Origin of the sequence: Streptomyces pathocidini, from assembly GCF_001418495.1 — a bacterium.
Classification (GTDB): domain Bacteria; phylum Actinomycetota; class Actinomycetes; order Streptomycetales; family Streptomycetaceae; genus Streptomyces; species Streptomyces pathocidini.
Window position 1 is genome coordinate 1 of the sequence record NZ_LIQY01000167.1, and the last position, 24,607, is coordinate 24,607.

22 protein-coding genes, 2 tRNA genes and 1 pseudogene are annotated in these 24,607 nt (G+C 71.1%); 11 read left to right on the plus strand and 14 right to left on the minus strand.

Features of this window, described 5'->3' with window-relative positions:
- On the plus strand, positions 1–796 hold a 796-nt coding region (locus AOK16_RS10065; protein WP_107098307.1), incomplete at its 5' end, for a sigma-70 family RNA polymerase sigma factor.
- A gap of 104 nt (positions 797–900) precedes the next feature.
- On the opposite strand, the gene AOK16_RS10070 is transcribed toward AOK16_RS10065, so the two are convergent.
- From AOK16_RS10070 to AOK16_RS10085, 4 genes are all read right to left on the minus strand, one after another.
- Positions 901–2,856, minus strand: a complete 1,956-nt coding sequence (locus tag AOK16_RS10070) for an ABC transporter ATP-binding protein (protein ID WP_107098309.1) — start codon at positions 2,854–2,856, stop codon at positions 901–903.
- Positions 2,857–2,876: 20 nt separating this feature from the next.
- Positions 2,877–4,610, minus strand: coding sequence for an ABC transporter ATP-binding protein (locus tag AOK16_RS10075; protein WP_055471907.1), 1,734 nt, complete (start codon positions 4,608–4,610; stop codon positions 2,877–2,879).
- Between the two features lie 199 nt (positions 4,611–4,809).
- Positions 4,810–6,273, minus strand: a complete 1,464-nt coding sequence (locus AOK16_RS10080) for an FGGY family carbohydrate kinase (RefSeq protein ID WP_055471908.1) — start codon at positions 6,271–6,273, stop codon at positions 4,810–4,812.
- 101 nt (positions 6,274–6,374) lie between these two features.
- Complete coding sequence (locus tag AOK16_RS10085; protein ID WP_055471909.1) at positions 6,375–6,674, minus strand: hypothetical protein; 300 nt, start codon at positions 6,672–6,674, stop codon at positions 6,375–6,377.
- 178 nt (positions 6,675–6,852) lie between these two features.
- On the opposite strand from AOK16_RS10085, the gene AOK16_RS10090 reads away from it, so the two are divergent.
- Both AOK16_RS10090 and AOK16_RS10095 read left to right on the plus strand, forming a co-directional pair.
- Positions 6,853–6,925: transfer RNA gene (locus AOK16_RS10090), tRNA-Asn, on the plus strand.
- Positions 6,926–7,104: 179 nt separating this feature from the next.
- Positions 7,105–7,181, plus strand: a tRNA-Ile gene (locus AOK16_RS10095).
- Between the two features lie 404 nt (positions 7,182–7,585).
- Here the strand turns inward: AOK16_RS10095 and AOK16_RS10100 are convergent.
- A complete protein-coding gene (locus AOK16_RS10100) occupies positions 7,586–8,257 on the minus strand; it encodes a chorismate mutase (protein ID WP_055471910.1) in 672 nt (223 codons plus the stop codon).
- Between the two features lie 152 nt (positions 8,258–8,409).
- A complete protein-coding gene (locus tag AOK16_RS10105; protein WP_107098308.1) occupies positions 8,410–9,006 on the minus strand; it encodes a hypothetical protein in 597 nt (198 codons plus the stop codon).
- Positions 9,007–9,172: 166 nt separating this feature from the next.
- Between AOK16_RS10105 and AOK16_RS10110 the strand changes: the two genes are divergently transcribed.
- The 3 genes from AOK16_RS10110 to AOK16_RS10120 all read left to right on the plus strand — a co-directional run bounded on the left by AOK16_RS10110 (position 9,173) and on the right by AOK16_RS10120 (position 11,921).
- On the plus strand, positions 9,173–9,943 hold the full coding sequence (locus AOK16_RS10110; protein ID WP_420865376.1) for an SCO2400 family protein: 771 nt from the start codon (positions 9,173–9,175) through the stop codon (positions 9,941–9,943).
- A gap of 275 nt (positions 9,944–10,218) precedes the next feature.
- The gene (locus tag AOK16_RS10115; protein ID WP_055471913.1) at positions 10,219–10,992 is read left to right on the plus strand and encodes an IclR family transcriptional regulator; all 774 of its coding nucleotides are present in this window, start codon (positions 10,219–10,221) and stop codon (positions 10,990–10,992) included.
- A gap of 62 nt (positions 10,993–11,054) precedes the next feature.
- A complete protein-coding gene (locus tag AOK16_RS10120; protein WP_055471914.1) occupies positions 11,055–11,921 on the plus strand; it encodes an SMP-30/gluconolactonase/LRE family protein in 867 nt (288 codons plus the stop codon).
- Between the two features lie 55 nt (positions 11,922–11,976).
- Here AOK16_RS10120 and AOK16_RS10125 read toward each other — a convergent pair whose 3' ends face one another.
- Positions 11,977–12,405 carry a MarR family winged helix-turn-helix transcriptional regulator gene (locus AOK16_RS10125; RefSeq protein WP_055471915.1) on the minus strand — a complete coding sequence of 143 codons (429 nt, stop codon included), beginning with the start codon at positions 12,403–12,405 and terminating at the stop codon, positions 11,977–11,979.
- Positions 12,406–12,521: 116 nt separating this feature from the next.
- Here AOK16_RS10125 and AOK16_RS10130 point away from each other — a divergent pair, with 116 nt between their 5' ends.
- The 3 genes from AOK16_RS10130 (at position 12,522) to AOK16_RS10140 (ending at position 15,038) form a co-directional block, all read left to right on the plus strand.
- Positions 12,522–13,547: an NADP-dependent oxidoreductase gene (locus AOK16_RS10130; protein WP_055471916.1), complete on the plus strand. Its 1,026-nt coding sequence runs from the start codon at positions 12,522–12,524 to the stop codon at positions 13,545–13,547.
- Positions 13,548–13,661: 114 nt separating this feature from the next.
- The gene (locus AOK16_RS10135; protein ID WP_055471917.1) at positions 13,662–14,090 is read left to right on the plus strand and encodes an organic hydroperoxide resistance protein; all 429 of its coding nucleotides are present in this window, start codon (positions 13,662–13,664) and stop codon (positions 14,088–14,090) included.
- A gap of 135 nt (positions 14,091–14,225) precedes the next feature.
- Positions 14,226–15,038: an EI24 domain-containing protein gene (locus tag AOK16_RS10140; RefSeq protein ID WP_079101224.1), complete on the plus strand. Its 813-nt coding sequence runs from the start codon at positions 14,226–14,228 to the stop codon at positions 15,036–15,038.
- A 181-nt stretch (positions 15,039–15,219) separates the two neighbouring features.
- Here AOK16_RS10140 and AOK16_RS10145 read toward each other — a convergent pair whose 3' ends face one another.
- Positions 15,220–16,560: a C15 family peptidase gene (locus AOK16_RS10145; RefSeq protein WP_055471918.1), complete on the minus strand. Its 1,341-nt coding sequence runs from the start codon at positions 16,558–16,560 to the stop codon at positions 15,220–15,222.
- A 112-nt stretch (positions 16,561–16,672) separates the two neighbouring features.
- On the opposite strand from AOK16_RS10145, the pseudogene AOK16_RS28130 reads away from it, so the two are divergent.
- Together AOK16_RS28130 and AOK16_RS10155 are read left to right on the plus strand one after the other, a co-directional pair.
- Positions 16,673–16,897: pseudogene (locus AOK16_RS28130) on the plus strand (exo-rhamnogalacturonan lyase family protein); the annotation flags it as partial.
- Between the two features lie 227 nt (positions 16,898–17,124).
- Positions 17,125–17,871, plus strand: a complete 747-nt coding sequence (locus tag AOK16_RS10155) for an IPT/TIG domain-containing protein (protein WP_055471920.1) — start codon at positions 17,125–17,127, stop codon at positions 17,869–17,871.
- A gap of 112 nt (positions 17,872–17,983) precedes the next feature.
- Here the strand turns inward: AOK16_RS10155 and mmsB are convergent, their stop codons facing one another.
- The 6 genes from mmsB to AOK16_RS10185 all read right to left on the minus strand — a co-directional run.
- Positions 17,984–19,213, minus strand: coding sequence for a multiple monosaccharide ABC transporter permease (gene mmsB, locus AOK16_RS10160; protein WP_055471921.1), 1,230 nt, complete (start codon positions 19,211–19,213; stop codon positions 17,984–17,986).
- A gap of 10 nt (positions 19,214–19,223) precedes the next feature.
- Complete coding sequence (mmsA, locus tag AOK16_RS10165; RefSeq protein WP_055471926.1) at positions 19,224–20,759, minus strand: multiple monosaccharide ABC transporter ATP-binding protein; 1,536 nt, start codon at positions 20,757–20,759, stop codon at positions 19,224–19,226.
- 53 nt (positions 20,760–20,812) lie between these two features.
- A complete protein-coding gene (chvE, locus tag AOK16_RS10170; protein WP_055471922.1) occupies positions 20,813–21,961 on the minus strand; it encodes a multiple monosaccharide ABC transporter substrate-binding protein in 1,149 nt (382 codons plus the stop codon).
- Positions 21,962–21,967: 6 nt separating this feature from the next.
- On the minus strand, positions 21,968–22,957 hold the full coding sequence (locus tag AOK16_RS10175) for a hypothetical protein (protein WP_055471923.1): 990 nt from the start codon (positions 22,955–22,957) through the stop codon (positions 21,968–21,970).
- An 80-nt stretch (positions 22,958–23,037) separates the two neighbouring features.
- Complete coding sequence (locus tag AOK16_RS10180; protein ID WP_107098310.1) at positions 23,038–24,048, minus strand: zinc-dependent alcohol dehydrogenase; 1,011 nt, start codon at positions 24,046–24,048, stop codon at positions 23,038–23,040.
- 97 nt (positions 24,049–24,145) lie between these two features.
- Positions 24,146–24,607: enolase C-terminal domain-like protein (locus AOK16_RS10185; RefSeq protein ID WP_276202487.1), on the minus strand; the 462-nt coding region annotated here is incomplete at its 5' end.

Below are 24,607 nucleotides of genomic sequence, written 5' to 3' on the forward strand. Positions count from 1 at the left end.
GGCCGACACCGCCGACCTCGACGACCTCGGCCACCGACTCGCCGTGGACCTCGACAGGTTGGTGGTCATCGGCCGCATGGCCAAGCGCCGCCTCATCGAGGCCAACCTCCGGCTCGTCGTCTCCGTCGCCAAGCGGTACGTCGGCCGCGGGCTGACCATGCTCGACCTCGTCCAGGAGGGCAACCTCGGCCTGATCCGAGCCGTTGAGAAGTTCGACTACGCGCGCGGCTACAAGTTCTCCACCTACGCGACCTGGTGGATCCGCCAGGCCATGTCCCGCGCCCTGGCCGACCAGGCCCGGACGATCCGCGTCCCCGTCCACGTGGTCGAGCTGATCAACCGGGTCGTCCGGGTCCAGCGGCGGATGCTCCAGGAGCGCGGCTACGAACCCACCGTGGAGGAGGTCGCGGCCGAGCTCGACCTCCCCGAGGAGCGGGTCGGCGAGGTGCTGCGGCTGGCACAGGAACCGGTGTCGCTGCACGCCCCGGTCGGCGAGGAGGAGGACGTGGCGCTCGGCGACCTCATCGAGGACGGCGACGCCGCCTCGCCCGCCGAGTCCGCCGCGTTCCTGCTGCTGCGCCAGCATCTGGAGGCCGTGCTGTCCACGCTCGGCGAGCGCGAGCGCAAGGTCGTACAGCTGCGGTACGGGCTGGCCGACGGGCGGCCGCGCACCCTGGAGGAGATCGGCCGGATCTTCGGCGTGACGCGTGAGCGGATACGGCAGATCGAGTCCAAGACCCTCGGCAAGCTGCGCGACCACGCCTTCGCCGACCAGCTGCGCGGCTACCTGGACTGAGGCCGGGGATGGACCGGACCGGAGACGAACCGGGCGGGCTGGAGAACACCAGCCCGCCCGGCTTTCGAGGACCGCTTCGAGGACCGCTCCAAGGGCCCGGGACATCAGTCCACTTCGGCGACCGCCTGCGCGAACTGCGCCGCGTACAGCCGCGCGTACGCCCCGCCCGAGGCCAGCAGCGTCTCGTGCGACCCCTGCTCCACGATCGACCCGTTCTCCATCACCAGGATCACGTCCGCGTCCCGGATCGTGGAGAGCCGGTGCGCGATGACGAAGCTGGTCCGCCCGTGACTGAGCCGCGCCATCGCCTTCTGGATCAGCACCTCGGTACGGGTGTCCACCGAGCTGGTCGCCTCGTCCAGCACCAGGATCACTGGGTCGGACAGGAACGCCCGCGCGATGGTGAGCAGTTGCTTCTCGCCCGCGCTGACCCCCGACCCCTCGTCGTCGATCACCGTGTCGTAGCCGTCGGGCAGGGCCCGGACGAAGTGGTCCGCGTGGGCCGCCCGCGCCGCCTCCTCGATCTGCTCGCGCGTCACGCCCACCCGTCGCCCGCCGCCACCCTTGCCGGAGGTGCTTCGCGCCGCACCTTCCGATGGCGCCCCGTACGCGATGTTCTCCGCGATCGTGCCGCCGAACAGCCAGGTGTCCTGGAGCACCATGCCGATGCCGGAGCGCAGTTCCTCGCGGGACATCCGCGCGGTGTCCGCTCCGTCCAGCAGGATCCGGCCGCCGCTCACCTCGTAGAACCGCATGAGGAGGTTGACCAGCGTCGTCTTGCCCGCGCCGGTCGGGCCGACGATGGCGACCGTCTGGCCGGGCTCCACCGACAGCGACAGGTCCTCGATCAGCGGCTTGTCCGGCTCGTAGCGGAACGACACCTTCTCCAGCGCGACCTTGCCCTCCGAGGCCACCGGCCGCTCGGGGGAGGCCGGTTCGGGCGACTGCTCCTCCGCGTCCAGCAGCTCGAAGATCCGCTCGGCGGAGGCGACCCCGGACTGCACCAGGTTGGCCATCGAGGCGACCTGCGTCAGCGGCATCGAGAACTGGCGGGAGTACTGGATGAAGGCCTGCACGTCGCCGATCGACAGCGTCCCGGAGGCCACCCGCAGCCCGCCGACGACCGCCACCAGCACGTAGTTGAGGTTGCTGATGAACATCATCAGCGGCTGCATGGACCCGCTGATGAACTGCGCCTTGAAACCGGCCTGGTAGAGCTCCTCGTTCTGCTCCCGGAAGGCCGCCGCCGACTCCTCCTGGCGCCCGAAGACCTTCACCAGCGTGTGCCCGGTGTACATCTCCTCGATGTGCGCGTTCAGTTTGCCCGTGGACTTCCACTGCTGCACGAACTGCGGCTGCGCCCGCTTGCCCACCCGCGTGGCCACGACCGCCGACAGCGGCACCGTCACCAGCGCGACCAGCGCCAGCAGCGGGGAGATCCAGAACATCATCACCAGCACACCGATGATCGTCAGTAGCGAGTTGATGAGCTGGCCCATCGTTTGCTGCAGCGTCTGCCCGATGTTGTCGATGTCGTTGGTGGCCCGGCTGAGGACCTCGCCGCGCTTCTGCCGGTCGAAGTACGACAGCGGCAGCCGCGACAGCTTCGTCTGCACCTGCTCGCGCAGCCGGAGCACTGTCCGGTTGATCGTCAGGTTGGACAGTCGGGTCGCCACCAGCATCAGCAGCCCCGAGGCCAGGAAGATCACCAGCGCGACCAGCAGGACCGAGCCCACGGCGCCGAAGTCGATGCCCTGGCCCGGCGTGAAGTTCGTGCCCGAGAGCATGTCGGCGATCCCGCTGTCGCCCTTCGCCCGCAGGCCCTCCAGCGCCTGCTCCTTGGTGATCCCTTCGGGCAGCTGCCTGCCGACGATGCCGGCGAACACCAGGTCGGTGGCGTCGCCGAGGATCTTCGGGCCGGCCACCGACAGCGCGACGCTGCCCACGACCGCCGCCAACATCCCGTACAGCGTGGTCCGTTCGGGCCGGAACTGGCCCAGCATGCGCTTGCCGGAGCCCTTGAAGTCCATCGTGTGCGGGGCGGGCCCGCCGCCCATCATGCGCCCCATCGGTCCGCCGCTCACGCCGCCTCCGCCTCGGTCAGCTGGGAGAGGACGATCTCCCGGTAGGTCTCGTTGCCCGCCATCAGCTCGTGGTGGGTGCCGCTGCCCACGACCCGGCCCTCGTCCAGGACCAGGATCCGGTCGGCCTCGCGGATGGTGGCCACCCGCTGGGCCACGATCACCACGGTCGCCTCCGCCGTCTCGCGCGACAGGGCCGCCCGCAGCGCCGCGTCCGTCGCGTAGTCCAGGGCTGAGAAGGAGTCGTCGAAGAGGTAGATCTCCGGGCGCTGCACCAGCGTGCGGGCGATCGCGAGCCGCTGCCGCTGCCCGCCGGAGACGTTGGTCCCGCCCTGTGCGATGGGCGCGTCGAGCCCGCCCTCCAGCGCGGTGACGAACTCCTTGGCCTGGGCCACCTCCAGGGCGTGCCACAGCTCCTCGTCGGTGGCCTCGGGCCGCCCGTACCGCAGGTTGGTGGCGACCGTGCCGGAGAAGAGGTACGGCTTCTGCGGCACCAGGCCGACCGTCCTGGCCAGCAGCGCCGGGTCCAGGGTGCGCACGTCCTCGCCGTCGACCAGCACCTGCCCGTCCGTCGCGTCGAACAGCCGCGGTACGAGCCCCAGCAGGGTCGACTTGCCGCTGCCGGTCGAGCCGATGACGGCCGTGGTCTCGCCGGGCCGGGCGGTCAGGCCGACCGCGTGCAGCACCGGGGCCTCGGCGCCGGGGTAGCGGAAGCCCGCGCCGCGGACCTCCAGATGGCCGTGGCGGGCCAGCCCGGTTACCGGCGCGGCGGGCGGCACCACACTGGAGGCGGTGTCCAGCACCTCCTCGATGCGCTCGGCGCACACCTCGGCGCGCGGCACCATCATGAACATGAAGGTGGCCATCATCACGGCCATCACGATCTGCATTAGGTAGGCGAGGAAGGCGGTCAGCGCGCCGATCTCCATCCCGCCGCTGTCGATCCGGTGCGCGCCGAACCAGACCACCGCGATGCTGGAGAGGTTCACCACCGTCATCACGGTCGGGAACATCAGCGCCATCAACCGGCCGGTGGACAGCGACACATCGGTCAGCTCGGTGTTGGCCCGGCCGAAACGCTTCTGCTCGTAGTCGTCGCGGACGAAGGCGCGGATCACGCGGTTGCCGGTGATCTGCTCCCGCAGCACCCGGTTGACCGTGTCGATCCGCTCCTGCATGGTCCGGAACAGCGGCCGCAGCCGCCGGACGATCAGGCCGACCGAGATGCCGAGGACGGGCACGACGGCCAGCAGCACTGCCGAGAGCGGCACGTCCAGGCCCAGCGCCATGACGATGCCGCCCACGCACATGATCGGCGCCGAGACCATGAGCGTGAACGTCATCAGCACCAGCATCTGTACCTGCTGGACGTCGTTGGTGGTGCGGGTGATCAGCGAGGGGGCCCCGAACCGGCCCACCTCGCGGGCCGAGAAGCTCTGCACCCGCTCGAAGACGGCGGCCCGCACGTCCCGCCCGAGCGCGGAGGCGGTGCGGGCGCCAAAGTAGACGGCGCCGACGTTGCCGGCGACCTGCAGCAGACTGACGGCGATCATGAAGCCGCCGAACCGCAGGATGTAGCCCGTGTCCCCCTGGACGACACCGTTGTCGATGATGTCCGCGTTGAGGGTGGGCAGGTAGAGCGTGGCGATCGTCTGCACCAGCTGGAGCAGCACGAGCAGGGATATAGGTCGTTTGTACGGGGCCAGGTAGGCCCGGAGGAGTCGGATCAGCACGAAGACACTCTCTTGAGTACGTGGCACGCACGCGCCCTGAAGGAGACGCGTGCCGCACATCGGCGGTTGCCAGCCTGCGGCCTCAACCCCGGTTGAGGTCAAACCATTTCCGGAACAGCGGGAGACGGGCTCCCATTCCGGTGCCGGGGGACTTTATCCGCCGGGGTTCCCCGCGGCCCGACGGGCCGCGATTCCGGGGTCACCCGCCGGATGCGAAGGCCCCGGGGTGCGTCTGCTCCCGTACCGCCCCGAACTGCTGCCGCACGGCCTGGCCCACCGGCACCTCGTCCTCGCTCGGCTCGAACAGCTGGGCGGCGGCGCCCTGCCAGACCGGCGGCTGCTGCGGGGAGAGAGTGCCCTGCGCGACGCCGAGCGCCCACGCGGCCTGCCGGGCCGCGCCGATCGCCGCGTAGTCCGCCGCCCGCACCACGACCACCTGGGCGCCGAGGAGCATGGGCGCCACGGCCTGCACGGCCGGCAGCTCGGCGGCCGCCCCCAGCAGGAAGACCCGCCGCACCGCGACCCCGCGCCCGCGCAGCACGTCCAGCGCGTCCGCGAGCCCGCACAGCATGCCCTCGAACGAGGCCCGCGCCAGGTGCTCGGCCTTCATGCTCTCCCGCCGCAGACCCGCCAACGTGCCCGCGGTGTGCGGCAGATGAGGGGTGCGCTCGCCCTCCAGGTACGGCAGCAGCACCAGCCCGTGCGCACCGGGCGTCGACTTCAGCGCCAGCTCCGAGAGCCCGTCCAGGTCGGTGCCCAGCAGCTCGGCGGTGCCGCGCAGCACGCGTACGGCGTTGAGCGTGTGCACGACCGGCAGGTGCATGCCCGTCGCGTCCGCGAAGGAAGTGATCGTTCCGGTGGAGTCGGCCAGCGCCTCGTGGTGGACCGCGAAGATCGAACCGGAGGCGCCGAGCGACACCACCGCGTCGCCGATGCCGACCCCGAGCCCGAAGGACGCGGCCATCGTCTCGCCCGTACCGGCCGAGATCAGCAGCCCCTCGGGCGTCGTCCCGGCGGGCTCGGCGGGCCCGAGCACCTCGGGCAGCGCCACCTGGTGGCCGAGCGCCAGCTCGACGAGATCCGGCCGGTAGGCCTCGGTCGCCGCCGACCAGTAGCCGGTCGCCGAGGCGCCGCCCCGGTCGGTGGTGCGCCGCGCGGGCCGCCCGAGCAGCTGCCACACCAGCCAGTCGTGCGGCTGGAGCACCCCGGCGGTGCGCTGCGCCGCCTCCGGCTCGTTCCGCGCCAGCCAGCGCAGCTTCGCCACCGGCTGCGCCGCCGTCGGCACGGTCCCCACGGCGTCGGCCCACGCCGCGCGCCCGCCCAGCGCGTCGACCAGATCGGCGGCCGCGGACTGCGCCCGCTTGTCGTTGCCCAGCAGCGCGGGCCGTACGAGGGAGCCCTCGGCGTCCAGTGCCAGCAGCCCGTGCTGCTGTGCGGAGACCCCGATGGCCTGCACACCCTCCAGGACCCCGCCGGTGGCGGCCTCGCCGAGGGACATCAGCCAGGCCTGCGGATCGATCTCGGTCCGCTTGGCCGCGCCGTCACCCTCGGCTTCGGCGGCGTGCGGCGCGTACCCCTGCCTGAGCACGGCACCGGTGTCGGTGTCGCAGACGACGATGCGTGTGTACTCGGACGAGCTGTCCAGACCGGCGACTATCCCCATGCGAACAGATGATGCCGCATGGCGGGGGCGGCCGGGTCGGCAAGCCTCCGTGCGAGGTGATCGTGATCACGTGGGGCGGGCCGTCCCGAGCCCGGATCGGCTCAGGTGTTGGTGGTGCCCCAGTCGTCCTCGCCCGGGGCGCGGTGCTCGCGCAGGGAGCGGACGCGGTCGGCCACCCCGGCCGGCAGGTGGCCGTTCATCTTGGCGCCGACCGTGTCCACCGCCTTGACCGCGGCGCGGCGGCCGTTCGTCGCGGCGGCCTCGGCCGCGTTGCGGACGGCCGGATTCTGGGCGACCTGCCGCGCGGACTTGCGCAGCTGCTCGTACCGCTCCCGGCCGGCTCGCGCCCCCAGCACGAAACCGACCGCCAGACCCGTGACGAACGTGAGCCGGTACCGCATGGCTTCCACCCTTCCTCGATGCTGCTGGGCTCCTGGTGTGCGCGTGCCCCGCCGGGCGGGCGCCCACGCGCTCACCATCGCGGTTACCGATTTCGGAGCACCCCCTGGCATGCGCTAATGTATTGCTCGCAGCGAGGCACCGCCCCCGGGGAACCGGTGGGAGGTCCGAGCGGAGCAGTCCCCTGTAGCTCAATTGGCAGAGCAGCCGGCTGTTAACCGGCAGGTTACTGGTTCGAGTCCAGTCGGGGGAGCGCCTGACGAAGGGCCCCGGTCGAGGGGCCTTTTTTTCATGGCGTCACGGAATCGGGAACCGCGGCACCCATGACGGATGTCCCCCAGGTGAGGCGCCTGCTACCCACACGGGCGGCAGATCGTATGAGCAGCTATGCTGCGGCAGACGGCGCGCACGCGGTGCGCGGCACGCCGTTACGGGGCGGTAGCTCAGCCGGTTAGAGCAGCGGACTCATAATCCGTCGGTCCTGGGTTCGAGTCCCAGCCGCCCCACCACTTGCCACCGGGGCAGACCCATTCCGACCGGCTTCTTAAGCTGTCGAAGCGCAGATTCGACGGGACCTCGGCGGCCCGTCCCGATCATGGTCCATGATCGACAGGACACATTCGGGACGCCGGTCACGCGGCGGGACGCAATTCCTCGTCCGGTCCGTCGTTGTCGGCCTCCGGAGCCTTGTCCGATGGGGCATCGGGACCTCGTTCACGTGAGGCGGCCGGCTCCGCGTGGCGGAGCCGGCCGAAGGCCGTACACGGGGGAGCGGTCCAGGTGGTGTCCACATCGAGGATCCGTCCTCCCCCGATGAGCACCGTGCCCGCTCCCCGCACAGCGCGGCCGTCGAAGAGATGGCCTGCTCGTACGGCCTGAAGTCGGCACTCCGCCATTGTTCTGCCCTTGCGGACTAGGAGTTGGCGCACAGGCCGGTCAGCGCACGCCGCAGCCCCTGCTTGTGGAGGGCATCAAGGCGCAGCTCATGGACGGCCGTCCGGTACGCCATCTCTCGGACGCCCGAGCACTGCGGCTTGGACAGCAGTGGCTGCGCCCCCTGGATCGCGGACAGCAACGCGATGTTGATCCGGTTGATCTCCTCCCGGATCTCCGTCAGGTCCGGCGCCATGGTGGGCGCCTCCGCCGGGTTCTCGCGCCACCGGTCGTGCAGTTGGCGCTGGACGTACTTGTTGGCCTCCATCTGGTCCCGGAAGACCCGCTGGACCGTGGCACGGTCGATGCCCAGGCGCTGGGCTTCGGCGTCCATCGCGTCAAGGACCTGCTGCTCGCGCTCCGGGTCTTCGATGGGCGCGCCCGAGATCCACTTCGACGCTGCGACCTGATCGGCGGTCAGGACGCGCTCGGCGGCCAGTCGCGCGAGCGCCCTGACGTGCTGCGCGGCCGACTGGTGGCCCGCATCAGCCCGCTGTGTGGCGGTCGTCGTGTCCTTGGCGTCCGAGGCCACCGCATGGGCCGGGGCCGCGAGAAGCAGGGAGGCGGCGAGGCCGGTGCCTATCGCGGCGAGGGCGAGGCCCTGGGGCCGTCGGGCGGCCCGGCGGAACCGGTGGTGGTGCGTCAGCAGCATGCTTTCCCCTTCTATCGGGTGGCGTATCCACCCATAAGGTGCTTTTTGGGTTCTTCCTTACAACTCCCATCATGGGGAGGGAAAACGAGTGGCGGGAGGGACGAAAGTCCTCTCCGGGGGAATTCCGGTTGCCCTCGCGTCCCCTTCGGTTGTCACGGGTCCAGGCGCTGGAGCAGTCCCCAGGTGAACTCCGCCATGTGCTCGGCCCGTTTGCCGCTCGCGTCCGGTGCGGTGAGCGCGAGTCGCCAGCGGGTCGGCGCGGTGCCCTCCATCGGTCTGGCGGGAGCGAAGGCTCGCGCCACCTCGTCCACCGTGCACGACCACGGGCGCAGGTCCTCGACCGTACGGAGCGCGGGCCCCGGTGCTCCGGGCGCCCGCACCAGCCACTCGTTCCAGACGTGGCCGCCCGGCGCGGTCAGTACCTCGAAACGCAGATCCGGCCACAGCGGTACGGGCCAGCGCAGCGCCTCGCAGTCGAGGTCGCCGATCCTGCGGCGCAGGATCTCCTCGGGCCCGCCGAGCACCGACCGGTAGCGCCGTGCCGCACCGCGCGCCCGCGGGGAGTGGACCATGGCCTGCCAGCGGCGGTTGGCCTCCCTCATCTCCGCCTTGCCGACGCCGAGTTCGCGCAGCGCGTCCTCGACCAGGCCCGGCTGGTGGTCGGCCATCCGCCGCAGCAGGACGAGCTGGAACGCCAATGGGCCGGAGGTGGGGTCCTCGGCAGGGGCGGGTTCTGGCGTCGTACTCATGGATGCCATCCTGGCAGTGGCCGGATGGGGTCGGGGGACACGCGCGATCAGTCCGCATCTGTCTGCCTATCCGTCGTTTGCCGTCATCTCGCCGCGCCGGCCGACATGAAATCCTCACACTGGGCCGCTCGAATCGTTATCCATCGCCCCATAGCCTGCGGACGCGATGTACTACTGCTCTCTCTGCCGGCGGCATCTCAATGGGGCCCTGTCCTGCCCCGGGTGCGGCACGCCCATCGAGGACCTGGCGCCCGCGCCCGAGCCGACCGCGCCCGAGGGGCGACGCGTTGATCCGGAATCCGTCGCGACACCCGTCGCCGGTCGCCGAGCCGACCGGCGCGCCGAGCGCGACCGCCAGGCCGCCGGTGGCCGCCGAGGAGGAGACCGCAGGGTGGCCCCGCGCGGGCGGCGAGCGCGCCGGGGCCGCGGTCGACGGATCGCCATAGCCGCCTCGGTGCTCGGCGTCGCGCTCGTCGGCCTGACCGTGGCAGAGGTCGCGACCGACCACACCTTCAACTCCCCTTCGTCTCAGGACGAGTCCTCGACGCCCGCGTCCGGAGGGTCTGGCAGCGGTCAGGACTCCGGTGCGACGGGCGGATCGGGCAGCGCCGGCCCCTCTTCCGCGAACGACGGGTCGGGCGGTGCGCGGCCGTCCGGGAGCGAGCACCCCAGGAACGGGGACGCTCGGGGCAAGGAAGGCGACGGCAAGAAGAAGAGCAAGGGGAAAGACGAGAAGAAGAAGGACGACGAAGACGGGAAGGACGGCTCCGCCGAGCCCACCGCCACGGCCTCCGGCTCGGTCTCCGAACCGCCCGAGCCCCCTGCCGAGTCCCCCGCTCAGCCGGACCCGCAGCCTCCCGTCTCCAGCCAGCCTCCGCCGCAGCCCGAACCCGAGCCCGAGCCCACGTGTACGAAGTTCCTGTGGTGGTGCAGCTGAAGTCCGCACCCGCGGCACCGTCATGACACCCTCCCCTCGCCGGTGGACGCTCCCCGTGAGCGCCGTCTGCTGTATGTACACCGCAGCTCGCCGTGAGGTTCCATCGCAGGCCGGTCGAAGGTCCGCCGAACCCATTGCCCGCGGAAGTCACCCGCGGATACGCTGCGTTCGCCATTCCGGCCATTGATCGAAGTTTCGAACGATCGGCGGGAAGGTGCGGAGACAGTCAGACGGTCGGCGGAACGCCGTGCGGCGAGAGGGGTGGGCGAGCGGCCATGGGACGACTCGTACCCGCGGTGACCCGGGCTCTGGACATACTCGAGCTCTTCCTGGAGGGCGACGGCACGCTCTCCGCACCCGACATCACCCGCAGGCTCCAACTACCCCGCACCACCGTCCACGAGCTGGTCACCACCCTCGCGGCCCGCAACTACCTCGTACCGGTCGCGGAGCAGCCCGGCCGCTACCGGCTCGGCGTGCGCCCGTACCAACTCGGCAGCCGCTACGCCGAGCAGCTCGACCTCGCGGCCGAGGGACGGGAGGTGGCTGCGAGCGTCGCCGAGACCTGCGGCGAGACCGTGCACGTCGCGATCCTCGAATCCACCGACGTCATCTACATCGCCAAGGTGGACAGCACCCACGCCGTGCGCATGGTGTCCGCGGCCGGCCGCCGGCTGCCCGCCCACTGCACCTCGGTCGGCAAGATGCTCCTGGCCTCCCTCCCCGGACCCGTGCTCGAGGAGCGGCTGCCCGACGACCTGCCGCTGGCCGCGATGACCGGCAACAGCATCACCTCGCCGAGCGAGTTGCGGCGCCACCTCGCGGAGATCCGCGAGCGCGGCATCGCCGTCGAGGAGCGCGAGTCGAACCCCGACGTGAACTGTGTGGCCGCTCCTGTACGGGACTCGGCCGGGGCGGTCGTCGCGGCGCTGAGCATCTCCGTCCCGACGATCCGCTGGAGCGAGGAACGCCGGGCCGAACTGGAGGAACTGGTGGTCAAGGGCGCAAGCGAGCTGTCGGTCCGCCTCGGGTTCCGGGGGCAGGCGTGAGCGCCGCGGGCCGCCCGGAAGCGACGGGTGGGCGGAAGCCGGCGGGTGGGCGGAAGCCGGTGATGCGGCCCGAGGTCGCCGTGCGGGCCGCCGCCGAGCTCGGCGAAGGGCCGACCTGGGACCCGGAGACCGGCCGCCTGATATGGGTCGACATCCTCTCCTCCCGCGTCCACGGCTACGACCCCGCGACCGACCGCCGCACGGTCCTGCCCACCGAGCAGCACGTCGGCGCCGCGAAGCCGCGCGCCGGTGGCGGTCTTGTGGTCAACCTCCGGGACGGCGTGGGCCTTTACGCCGCGGACGGCGGCTTCTCGTGGCTGGTCCACGACCCGGTTCAGGGGCGCCGCGGCAATGACGCGGCCGTCGCCCCGGACGGCTCCCTGTGGGCAGGCACGATGTCCTACGACGAGACGGCGGGCGGCGCCACGCTGAGCCGGATCCACCCCGACGGCACGGCGGTCGGTGTGCTGGACGACGTCACGGTCAGCAACGGCATCGGCTGGAGCCCGGACGGCCGCCTGATGTACTACATCGACACCCCGACCCGGCGTATCGACGTCTTCGACGTCCTGGACGGCGACACGGCCGCCGACGGCCATCGCGGCGGTGTCACCGGACGCCGTCCGTTCGCCACCGTGGAAGAGGGGGCGGGCTGGCCCGACGGCCTGTGCGTGGACGCCGAAGGCTGCGTCTGGGTGGCCCTCTGGGACGGCGCCGCGATCCGCCGCTACGCGCCCGACGGCACCCTCGACCGTACGGTCGAACTCCCCGTACTCCGGCCCACCGCTTGCGCGTTCGGCGGCGCGGGCCAGACGGACCTGTACGTCACCTCGGCCAGAGTCGGCCACACGCCGCACCCGCTCGCGGGCTCGCTCCTCGTCCTGCCGGACGCCGGACAGGGCCTGCCCCAGCAGGCGTTCGCGGGCTAGCGGCCGTTTCCCGGACACCCTTCCGCGTGGTCCCGGACCCCGGCGGCGGGCGGTCCTACTCCTCCTCGCCGAGCATTCTCCGCAGCAGGTCCCTGAGCAGCGTGCGCTCGACCGTGGTCAGCTCGGCCAGGGGCTCCCGGGCGAAGCCGAGGGAGTCGCGGAGCCGGGCGGCGGTCGCGCGGCCGTCGTCCGTGGGGGCGGCGAGCTTGACGCGGCGGTCCGCCGGATCCGGGCGCCGCTCGACCAGGCCGCGGGCCTCCAGGCGGTCGACGATCCCGGTGATGTTCGACGGCTCACACTTCAGCCGATGCGCTATCCGGCGCATGGGCATCGGCTCATGGGACAGGAGTCCCAGCACCCGCGCCTGCGCGCCGGTAAGGGAGTGCTTGGCGGCGACGTCCTCGTACTCCTCGTAGTAGCGCGCCACGACAGTGCCGATCAACTCGACGACTTCGAGGGTCAGGGGGTCGCTGCGGGAGGCCATGAAATCCAGGTTACCGGTTTGCTTGACAACATGAAACATCCAGGCGCATGGTTGTTTCAGTACATGAAACATCGCCGCGCTGAAGCAGTCGGCGCGGCAGAAGGAGGCCCCGCAGCATGTCCGAGTCCGCACTTCCGAAGACCGGTCGCGAGTGGCATCTCGTCGCCCGCCCGCACGGCTGGCCCAAGCCGGAGGACTTCGCCCTCCGCGAGGCGGAGGTCCCCGAGCCCGGCCCGGGGCAGCTGCTGGTCCGTAACACCCACATGTCCGTGGATCCGTACATGCGCGGCCGGATGAACGACGTGAAGTCGTACGTGCCGCCGTTCCAGCTGGACCGCCCCATGGACGGCGGCGCCGTCGGCCGGGTCATCGCCTCGAACGCCGAGGGGATCGCGCCGGGGGACCACGTGGTGCACGGCCTCGGCTGGCGCGAGTACGCGCTGCTCGACGGGCGGCACGCTACCAAGGTCGCCCCCGAACTCGCCCCGCTCTCCGCCTACCTCGGCGTCCTCGGCATGCCGGGCCTGACCGCTTACGCAGGACTGCTGGAGGTCGCCTCCTTCAAGGAGGGCGACTCCGTCTTCGTCTCCGGCGCGGCGGGCGCGGTCGGCGGCATGGTGGGCCAGATCGCCAAGCTGAAGGGCGCGTCGCGGGTCATCGGCAGCGCCGGCTCGGACGAGAAGGTCCGGGTCCTGGTCGAGGAGTACGGCTTCGACACCGCCTTCAACTACAAGAACGGGCCGGTGGCCCAGCAGCTCAAGGACGCCGCCCCCGACGGCATCGACGTCTACTTCGACAACGTCGGCGGCGAACACCTGGAAGCGGCGATCGGCTCCCTGAAGTTGCATGGCCGCGCCACCATCTGCGGCATGATCGCGCAGTACAACGCCACGGAACCCACCCCCGCGCCGCGCAACCTCGCCCTCGTCATCGGCAAGCGGCTCCGCCTGCAGGGCATGCTCGTCAGCGATCACGCCGCGCTCCAGCCGCAGTTCGTACGGGAGGTGTCCGGCTGGATCCGCTCCGGTGAGCTCAAGTACCGCGAAACCACGGTCGAAGGGATCGACCACGCCGTCGACGCGTTCCTCGGCATGCTGCGCGGCGAGAACACCGGGAAGATGGTCGTCGCCCTCGGCGACTGACCGCCCGACCGCCCCCTTGCGGAGGGTGGTTAGGCTCGTGACCGAGCCGTCGCGATCGTGGGCGCGAGTCGCGGCGGACGCACGCTCGTGTGCGAAAACCAGGAGGATCTCCAGATGTCCATCCAGTCCATAGACGTCCTCTACACCGCGGTCGCCACTGCCGAGAACGGCCGCGACGGCCGGGTGGCCTCGGACGACGGCAAGCTCGACGTGGTCGTCAACCCGCCGAAGGAGCTGGGCGGAAGCGGCGCCGGGACCAACCCGGAGCAGCTCTTCGCCGCCGGCTACAGCGCCTGCTTCCAGGGCGCGCTCGGTGTTGTCGCCCGGCAGCGGAAGGCCGACATCTCCGACTCCCGCGTGACCGCCAAGGTCGGTCTGGGCAAGACCGAGGCCGGAGGCTTCGGCATCGAGGTCGCCATCCGGGTCTCGATTCCGAACGTCGACCGTGCCACCGCCGAGGAACTGATCGAGGCGGCGCACCAGGTCTGCCCGTACTCCAACGCCATGCGCGGAAACATCAAGGTGGATCTCGGCGTCGTCTGAGCCGCGGTCCGGCCCGTCGCCCTTGTGCCGCCCTGACGGGCGGCGGGGTGCCGGGGGTGCCGCCGTTCCCCGCGCCTCCGCGCGGGGAACGGCACCGGCGACAGCCCTGTCGGTGCCGGCCATTAGGCTCGCCTCATGCGTGATCTCGGGGCAGGCTTCGGCTACTTCATGAAGGGCCAGCGCTGGGTTGCCCAGCACGGGCGCTGGTGGGGGTTCGGGCTGCTGCCCGGGCTCGTGACGCTGGTGCTGTACGCCGGAGCACTCATCGGCCTCGGCTTCGGGGCGGACGATCTGACGGCCTGGGCCACGCCGTTCGCCGACGGCTGGGGCTCGCCCTGGCAGGGGCTCTTCCGCGGCTTCCTCACCGCGCTTGTCTTCGCTTTCGGCCTCCTCCTCGCCGTCGTCACCTTCACCGCCGCCACCCTGCTGATCGGCCAGCCCTTCTACGAGTCGCTCTCCGAGCAGGTCGACATCGCCGAGGACGGCACGGCCCCCGAGTCCGGACTCCCGCTCTGGCGCGAGCTGTTGATCTCGGCGGTGGACAGCCTGTCCGTCCTCGTACGGGTAGCGGTCTACGGCGTGCTGCTCTTCGGCCTCGGCTTCATCCCGGTCGTCGGCCAGACGGTCGTCCCGGTCATCGGCTTCTGCGTGTCGGGCTTCTTCCTGGCCGAGGAACTGACCGCCGTGGCCCTCCAGCGCCGGCGCGTACGCCTCACCGAGCGCCTCGCGCTGCTGCGTGGCCGTAGGACGCTCGCCCTCGGCTTCGGGGTACCGCTGGCGCTGCTGTTCCTGCTGCCGCTGGTGGCCGTCTTCCTGATGCCCGGCGCCGTAGCGGGCGCGACCCTTCTGGCCCGCGACCTCGTGGGCGAGCAGGGCAGCGGCGATCTCGCGAAGTCGGCCCCGGCGGACGGTGAGGTCGCCAACGCGGCGGCGTCGAACGGCGGTTGAGGCCGGATGAGGGTCCGCGCCGAGGCGCCAAGGCACCAAGACGCCGGGACGTCGACAGCCGGGACGGAGGCTGTGGAAAGGCCGGGAACCTTTTGCCTCTCTGCGGTGTATTGGAATAGCGGAGCGCGACGGGGGTCATCGCGCCGCCTCGACCGCTGTCCTCGACCAGCCGCCGTCGGCGTCAGCCCAGCGTCCCCGCCGCCACGCGTAGCACTTCCCGCACCTGCTCCGTGATCCCCAGACGGTTGCGGACGAAGTCCGGGTCGGTGATCACGCCGGTCGCCGGGTCGGTGTTGCCCGGGCCGAACTCCAGGACGGGCGTGTGCAGATGGCCGCCCGGCACGCGCAGGCGCAGCGCGTCACGCAGGAGGGTAGCGCGGTACGCGATCTCGTTGGACAGGTAGTCGCCCCCACCGCCCGCGCGGGCAGCGGACCCCGGGGTCGGCCCGTCCGCCCGGTCCACCGGCTCGGTGGCACCCGCCGGGATCTCTGTCACGGAGGTGTTGTCGTACACCGGGAACGGCCCGGTACCGGCGGCCACGATCTTCCCGTACGGCAGGCCGGTCAGCGTCCACTGCGGCTGCGGGTGGACGGTCGGCACGCCTGCCGGAATCGGGACACTCTCCGTGCGGGACAGGTTCGCGTTGTCCGCGGAGCCGCCCCGCCAGGCCCCGTTGAAGCGCTCGACGTCGAACCGGCCGATCCGCCCCTGGCTGACCGTGGTGAACAGGTCGACCTGCCGGGGGCCGCTCCGGAAGTGCGGCAGCAGCGTCCGCTCCACCGTTCCCTGCGCGAAGTCCGCCCAGCGGACCGGGAAGACGGAGGTCTCGATCCGGGCCGGGCCCGAGGCCGTGAGGATCGTCGTGCCGTCGAGGGCGAGTGCGGCGGCGCCCGAGGGGTTGCTGCGCCGGATGTCGGCGTCCAGCCGGAACGGGTCGAAGCCCGTCACCACGATCCGCCTGACGTGCCGTCCGGCCGGCAGGCCGATCGAGGTCTGGCCGCGTGAGGACCGCTCCAACCGGGCGATCAGCGCGGAGCGCCGGGACTCCGGCAGGTCGAACGACGGCGCCCATGCGCGCAGCGACTTGGTCATGGCGAGCCGCGCCCAGTACAGCGGCCGGTCGTCGTCCCGGCTCAGGTCCCCGCCCGCGGGCCCGCGCCCCTGCGCACGGTCGACGGCCCGCCGCCACAGCCGCTCCCCGGACCGCTCGCCGAGCCGCGCGGCGTCCCCGTACTCCCGTACGCCGTTCAGCGCCCGCGTGAACTCCCCGACCGCCGCGTCGAATCCACTGCGGCGGAGGATCTCCTGCGGCGTGGCCTTCGCCAGGCGCTGCTCCTCGACGCCGAGCTCGCGGGCGTCAGGCGGTGTCGATCCGGACGCGCCCGGTTCCGCTACCGCCGGATCGGATGGTGGCGTGCCCGGTGCCGCGGCCGCCGGGGTGGTCATGGCCAGGGGCGCGCAGACGGCGATGAGGGCGGCCAGGAGGCGTACGCGGGCGGGTTTCCATCGCGTGGACGTCATGGGGCGGAAGTATTCCGCGAGGTCCGGGCCAGGCGCGAGACCTCACCCCCCGGCCCACGCATACCTGCCGTCCCTGCCCTGGAAGGCGAAGCCCTGACCCTGGAAGGCGGAGCCTCTGACGGGGCCGGACGTGCTGAACCCGGCGGACGAGGGCGCCGGGGTCTCCCCCAACGCGACGGCGCAGTACGGCCTTGCGACCATCCAGAACGTGGCGCTGATCGGAGACAACGTCCCGGCGGGCGTAGCGCGCCGGCGCCCGGATTCGCGGGCGCTGAAGCCGGCGAAGGCACGTCGGCTCTCGCCTGGTGAACGTCACGTCGGCGGGCTGCGGACGTAGCACGATCGGGGCGGATGAGCTCGGCGTACGCGGTGCGAACCCGGCGCCCCGGCAGGGCATTCCGGGCGCGATGAAGAGTTCGCGCCCGATCGCTTCGTGAACTCGGGGTACACCGTCTGGACCTGGGAATCTACGCCCGCCCTGCCCGCTGATTCCTGCTTGGTGCCCCCTGAATTCGGGTATTTCCCCCGGCAACCCACCTCTGACCGCACGACGGAGGAAAGAACATGCCGATCACTCCGAATCAGGGTGCCACCGGTGGCGGAGACACCGTCACCATCACTGGAACGAATCTGGCTAACGCGACGGCGGTGCATTTTGGCGAGGAACTGGCCACGATCACCGGCAATACGCCGACGTCGGTCACGGTCACCTCCCCTTCGGGATGCGGAGCCGTCGACACCACGGTGACCACATCGGCGGGAACCAGTACCCCACTGTCATTTTTCTATCTCAAGTCCCCGGTCGTGACCTCGGTCGAGCCGGATTCCGGAGCTGTGGCCGGCGGGGACACCATCACCATCAGGGGAAGCGGGCTCTCCGGCGCCACCTCCGTCGACTTCGGCGGGACCCCTGTCGCGCCCACCGTGGTGAGCGACAGCGAGATCACCGTCGTCACCCCCGCAACCGCGGCCGGTGATGTCGTGCTGACCGTCTCCACCCCCGGCGGGCTCTTCGACAACCTGGTCTTCGGCTTCGTGGATCCGCCGACTGCCGCCAGCTTCACCCCGCTCGTCGGTCCGGCAGCGGGCGGCCAGATGGTCGACATCACGGGCACCGATCTGACGACGGCCTCGGGCGTCTCCACGGTCACGAGCGTGACGTTCGGCGTCACCCCGGCCACGTTCTTCTATGGTCTGACCTCCACCCGCCTCGCGGTCCTCACCCCGGCCCAAGCGACGGGAGCGGTGACCATCTCGCTCACCACGACCGGCGGCAGCACCACCGTGCCCGGCGCCTACGTCTACGTGTGACCCGCGCGCCCGCATAGCAAAGGGCCCGCATAGCAAAGGGCCCGCACAGCAAAGGGCCCGCAGGCGGCGAAAGCCACCCGCGAGCCCCGCTGTCCGAGGAGGGACGGGCCCTCTACGACCCCACCTTCCGCTTGTTCCACACGTCGAAGCCGACCGCGGCCAGCAGCACCAGCCCCTTGATCACCTGCTGGTAGTCGGTGCCGATGCCGACCAGTGACATGCCGTTGTTGAGCACACCGAGCACCAGGCCGCCGATGATCGCGCCCAGCACCGTACCCACGCCGCCGCTCATCGACGCGCCGCCGATGAAGGCCGCGGCGATGGCCTCCAGCTCGAAGTTGATGCCCGCCTGCGGTGTGCCCGCGTTCAGCCGCGCCGCGTAGACGCAGCCCGCCAGTGCGGCCAGGACGCCCATGTTCACGAACACCAGGAACGTGACCCGCTTGTCCTTCACGCCCGACAGCTTCGCCGCGGCCTTGTTGCCGCCCAGCGCGTAGACATGGCGGCCGACCACCGCGTTGCGCATCACGAAGCCGAGCCCGATCAGCAGCGCGCACAGGATGAGCAGCACCACCGGCACACCGTGGTAGCTGGCCAGGGTCAGGGTGAAGGCGACGACCGCGGCGACGATGGCGGCGCACTTCAGCAGCCAGAGGTTGAACGGCAGCACGTCCAGCTCGTACGCGGTCTGCCGGCGCCGGTCGCGCCACTCCTGGAAGAGGATGACGGCGACCACGGCGAGCCCGATCAGCAGCGTCGGGTTGTGGTACTGCGTGTACGGGCCCATCTCCGGGATGAAGCCCTGCGCGATGTTCTGGAACCCCTTCGGGAAGGGGGCGATGGACTGGCCCTCCAGCACGATCTGTGTCGCGCCGCGGAAGAGCAGCATGCCCGCGAGCGTCACGATGAACGACGGGATGCCGACGTACGCGATCCAGAAGCCCTGCCAGGCTCCGGCAGCCGCGCCGATCAGCAGTGACAGGACCAGTGCCAGGGCCCACGGCATGTCGTGTTTGACCATCATCACGGCGGCCAGGGCGCCGACGAACGCGGCCAACGAGCCGACGGACAGGTCGATATGGCCCGCGATGATGACGATCATCATGCCCATGGCCAGGATCAGGATGTAGCTGTTCTGCTGCACCAGGTTGGACACGTTGTTCGGCAGCAGCAGCGTGCCGTCGGTCCATATCTGGAACAGCACGACGATCAGCGCCAGCGCGACGAGCATGCCGTACTGCCGCATGTTGTTGCGCAGGCCCGCCAGCAGCAGCTCACCTGCGGACCGCGCGGGGGAGGGCGCCGGGGACGGCGCGGAGGAGCGAGTGGTCGTGGTGGTCATGGGTGGGGCCTCAGCTTCTGTCCATGGTCATGTGGCGCATCAGGACTTCCTGGGTGGCGTCCTCGCGGGCGATCTCACCGGTCAGCCGCCCCGCCGCCATCGTGTAGATCCGGTCGCACATCCCCAGCAGCTCGGGCAGCTCGGAGGAGATGAAGAGCACGGCCTTGCCCTGTGCGGCGAGTTCGTCGATGACGGTGTAGATCTCGTACTTCGCGCCGATGTCGATGCCCCGGGTCGGCTCGTCCAGGATCAGCACCTCGGGGCCGGCGTGGATCCACTTGCTCAGCACGACCTTCTGCTGGTTGCCGCCGCTGAGCCGCTGCACCTGTTCGAAGACCGTGGGCGCCTTGATGTTCATCGACTTCCGGAAGTGTTCGGCGACCCGCCGCTCCTCGTGCTCGTCCACCACACCGCGCCGGGTGAACCCGGGCAGCGAGGCCAGCGAGATGTTGCGGTTGATGTTGTCGATGAGGTTGAGCCCGTAGGTCTTGCGGTCCTCGGTGACGTACGCGATGCCGTGGCCGACCGCGTCGGGGACCGTGCGGGTCTGCACCTCGCGGCCGTTGACGGCGACCGTGCCGCCGTCGTGGATGCCGTACGAGCGCCCGAAGATGTTCATCGCCAGCTCGGTGCGGCCCGCGCCCATGAGCCCGGCGATGCCGACGATCTCGCCGCGCCGCACCTCGAGCGAGACGTCGTCGACGACCTTGCGCTGGTGGTCGATCGGGTGCCGGACCGTCCAGCCGGTGACCGACAGGGCCGTCTCCCCGGCGTCCTCGCCCGCGTAGTGCGTGCGGTCGGGGAAGCGGTTGTCCAGATCGCGGCCGACCATGCCTCGGATGATCCGGTCCTCGGACAATTCCGGCTCGGCGGAGGGGGTTTCGCGCACCGGCAGTGTCTCGATGGTGCGGCCGTCGCGCAGGATGGTCACCGAGTCCGCGATGTGCCGGATCTCGTTGAGCTTGTGGGAGATGATGATGCTCGCGATGCCCTGCTCGCGCAGCTCCAGGATGAGCTGGAGGAGCTTGCCGCTGTCCTCGTCGTTGAGCGCCGCGGTCGGCTCGTCCAGGATGAGCAGCTTCACCTCCTTGGACAGCGCTTTCGCGATCTCCACCAACTGCTGCTTGCCCACGCCGATGTCGGCGACCCGGGTCTGCGGCTTCTCCGGCAGCCCGACCCGCTTCATCAGCCGGTCGGCGCTGCGGAGCGTCTCGTTCCAGCTGATGACGCCGCGGGTGGCGTGCTCGTTGCCGAGGAAGATGTTCTCGGCGATCGAGAGGTACGGGACGAGCGCCAGCTCCTGGTGGATGATGACGATGCCGCGCTTCTCGCTGGCGCGGATGTCCCTGAAGGCGACCGGCTCGCCCTCGAAGAGGATCTCGCCCTCGTAACTCCCGTGCCCGTGCACCCCGCTGAGGACCTTCATCAGCGTCGACTTGCCCGCGCCGTTCTCGCCGCAGATCGCGTGGATCTCGCCGGGCCGCACGGTCAGGTGCACGTCCGAGAGGGCCTTGACGCCGGGGAAGGTCTTGGTGATGGAGCGCATTTCCAGGATCGGCCGGACGGCCTGGGCCTCCTGGGCCCCGGTGGTCGCCGCCGTCACTTGAGCTGCCCCGCCGTGTAGTAGCCCTCGTCCACGAGCAGCTGGGTGTTGGACTGGTCGACGCTGACCGGCTTCAGCAGGTAGGCCGGGACGACCTTCTGGCCGTTGTCGTAGTCCTTGGTGTTGTTGACCTCGGGCTTCTTGCCGTTCAGGACCGCGTCGCCCATCTGCACCGCCTGCCGGGCGAGCTTGCGGGTGTCCTTGAAGACCGTCTGCGTCTGCTCGCCGTTGATGATCGACTTGATGGAGGCCAGCTCCGCGTCCTGCCCCGTGACCACCGGCAGCGGCTGGCTCTTGGTGCCGTAACCGGCGCTCTTGAGCGCGGAGATGATGCCGATCGAGATGCCGTCGTACGGGGAGAGGACCGCGTCGACCTTGGCGGACCCGTAGTTCTTGCTGAGGAGGTCGTCCATCCGCTTCTGGGCGGTGCCGCCGTCCCAGCGCAGGGTGGTCGCCTGGTTCAGCTTCGTCTGCCCGCTGCGGACGACCAGCTGCCCTTTCCCGATGTAGGGCTGGAGGGTCTTCATGGCGCCGTCGAAGAAGTACTTGGTGTTGTTGTCGTCCGGTGATCCGGCGAACAGCTCGACGTTGAACTTCCGGCCGCCGCTGCTCTCGTCCTCGAGCTTCAACTGGTCGACGATGTACTGCCCTTGGAGCTCGCCGACCTGCTCGTTGTCGAAGGACGCGTAGTAGTCGACGTTCTTGGAGCCCAGGATGAGCCGGTCGTAGGAGATCACGGGGATGCCCGCCTCCTTGGCCCGGCGGAGCACGTCGGTGAGCGCCGAGCCGTCGATGGCGGCGATCACCAGCAGCCGGTGCCCCTTGGCGATCATGTTCTCCAGCTGCGCGACCTGGTTCTCGACCTTGTCGTCGCCGAACTGGAGGTCCGTCTTGTAGCCGGCGGCCTGGAACTGCTCGGCCATGTTCTTGCCGTCGGCTATCCACCGCTCCGAGGACTTGGTGGGCATGGCGAGGCCGACAGTGCCGCCCTTGCCCTCCTCGCCCTTGTAGCGGCTGCCGCCCCTGGCCTCCTGGCCGCAGGCGGTGAGTCCACCGAGCAGCGCGACGGCCACGGCGGCCGCCGCCGCGGTGCGAAGGGTGCGGATGGTACGGGTGCGAGCGGTACGGGTGGTGCGGGTGCTCATCGGGGGTCAGTTCCTCTCGGGGAGGGGGAAGCGCTGGAGCTCGCCCGGCAGTCGCGAACCGAGCGGCGACATCCCGCCGTCCGCACCGTGCCGGGCCAGCAGGTCGAGTACGAGCCGGCCGCGGCGCACCCGCTCGCGGGCGCTCGCCAGCGTCAGGTCGCGCAGGTGGCCGCCGTAGGGGTAGATACCGGGGGTCTTGCTCAGGCCGAACTTGAGGTAGAGCGGGGCGCCGCGCCGGATCAGCTCGGCCGCCTCGTACATCCGCACATAGCCGCCCAGGTCATCCGGGGCCTCGATGTAGAGGTCCATCGGGGCGCGGCTGGCGCGGCGGATCTCGGTGAGGTGGGCGAGGGTCAGGTCGGAGGGGATGTTGAGCGAGTCGGCGCCCAGCCGCTCCCACACCGCGTACGAGGCGGGGTTCACCGGGCCGACCAGGGCGGACACCTTGAACGTGGTGTCGGCGGGCAACTCGCCCAGCGCGCGTAGCCGGTGGAGCGCCCACAGCACGCCCTCGTCCGCCACCAGCAGGCACTTGACGCCCAGCCGGGTCGCGCGCAGCGCGTCCTCCACGCAGCCGGCGACCGCGTCGTGGCCGCGGGCGCGCAGGCCGCCGCCGCCGGACTGGGTGCGGGTGGCGGCGCCGATGTCCCAGGTGCCGCGCGGGCCGGTGAACAGGCACAGCTCGATGTCCCGCTCGGCGCAGGCCCCGACCATCTCGGTGATCTCGTCGTCGGTGAGCATCCACACGCCGCTGCCCTGGCTGACGCGGTGCACGGGCACCTCCAGGCGCGCGGACTCCTTCAGGACGGCCGCGAGCGCCTCCGGACCCTCGACGGAGGGGATCTCGGTGCGCCAACTGCCGCCGTCGGGGAAGGAGTGCGGGGAGGCGTCGCCGGGGTCCGGCTCGGGCGGGGCCTCGCCGAGGCGCGCGAGCGCGGCGGCGCCGGGGCGGCGAGGCGTGCCGTCCTGGGGCGCGGTTCGGGACAGGTCAGGCATACGTATCCTCGGCTTCCGGGTTCGATATCTCGGACGTCGTACGGGCGTTGCGGTACGTGCCGATGGCTGGGGGCGGCCGGTCAGAGCCGCAGCAGGACCTTGCCGACCTTCGGGTCGCCGCTGCCGACCAGCGCGATGGCCCGCGCGTACTCCTCCAGCGGGAACTCATGCGTGATCAGCGGCGCCGGATCCAACAGACCCGTGCGGAAGGCCCGTACGGCGTACGCCCAGGCCGCCGACGGGGCGCCGAACACGCTGCGCACGGTCAGCTGCCGCATCGCCAGCGCGATCGGGTCGATGCCCTCGGCGCCCGGCTCGGGCAGCCCGGTCAGCACCACGCGCCCGCCGCGGCGGGCCAGCCGGGTGGCGGAGACAGCGCTGCCGCGCGCGCCCGCGGTCTCGACCACCAGGTCGTACGAGCCCTCGACCGCGGCCGTGTCCTGCGGCGGCAGGACATCGGTGGCCCCGAACGGAACGGCCTGCTCCGCCCGCTCCAACCGTGGGTCCACGACGAGGAGTTCGGCGGGGGAGGCGGCGGCCAGGAACTGCACGGCCAGCTGGCCGAGCGTGCCCGCGCCGACCACCGCGATCCGCTCGCCGGGCTGCGCCCGCGCCATCATCGCGGCGGAGGCGACGACGGCGGAGGGCTCCAGGAGGGCCGCGGCGCGCAGGTCGGCGCCGTCGTCGAGCACGTGCAGCAGCCTGGCGGGCAGGGTGAGGGCCTCGGCGAACGCGCCGGGCCGGGTGAACCCGGTCTCGTCGTAGCCGCCGGTGCACAGGGAGGTGTCGCCGTTCCGGCACCGCTCGCACACCTGGCAGTTGCGGAACCCCTCGCCGACCACCTTCCGCCCGACGAGCCCGCCGTCCACCCCGGCCCCGACGGCTTCGACCGTCCCGGACCACTCGTGCCCCGGGGTGAGCGGATAGCTCACATACTCGGCGGGCCGGGTCCCGTCGTGCACCTCCCGGTCACTCCCGCAGATCCCGGCGGCGAACACCCGAACCAGCGCCTGCCCGGCCCGCGGAGCCTCGGGGACGTGATCGATGATGCGGTACTCACCCGGCGCGTCGAGGAGCAGGGCGCGCTTCAGGCCACTCACGGCAGTTCCCGGAAAATCTCGCCCGCCGCGCCGGCACGGCGCGGGACGTCGGAGTTCGGCGGTGCCGAACAGGCCGCACTCACGGGGGTCACTGTCCCGCCCCGGAGGGGTTCCGCCGCTCCCAGCCATCCGCCCACAGGTCGAACCGGGCCTGCTGCTGGGGGAATTCGGCCGCCGCGTCGGTGTCGAGCTCGACGCCGAGCCCGGGCGCGTCCGGCAGCTCGAAGCAGCCGTCCGGACCGACCTGCGGCGCCCCCTTCACCACCTTCTTGATCTCCGCGTCCGCGAAGTCGTTGAAGTGCTCCAGGATCTTGAAGTTGGGCGTGCAGCCCGCGAGCTGGAGGGACGCGGCGGTCAGCACGGGCCCGCCGACGTTGTGCGGAGCGACCAGCATGTAGTGGGTCTCGGCCGTTGCCGCCAGCTTCCGGGTCTCCAGGATGCCGCCGATGTGCCCGACGTCCGGCTGGATGATGTCGGCGGCCTGCGACTCGAACAGCTCGCGGAACTCGATCCGGTCGTGGATGCGCTCACCGGTCGCGACCGGCAGCTC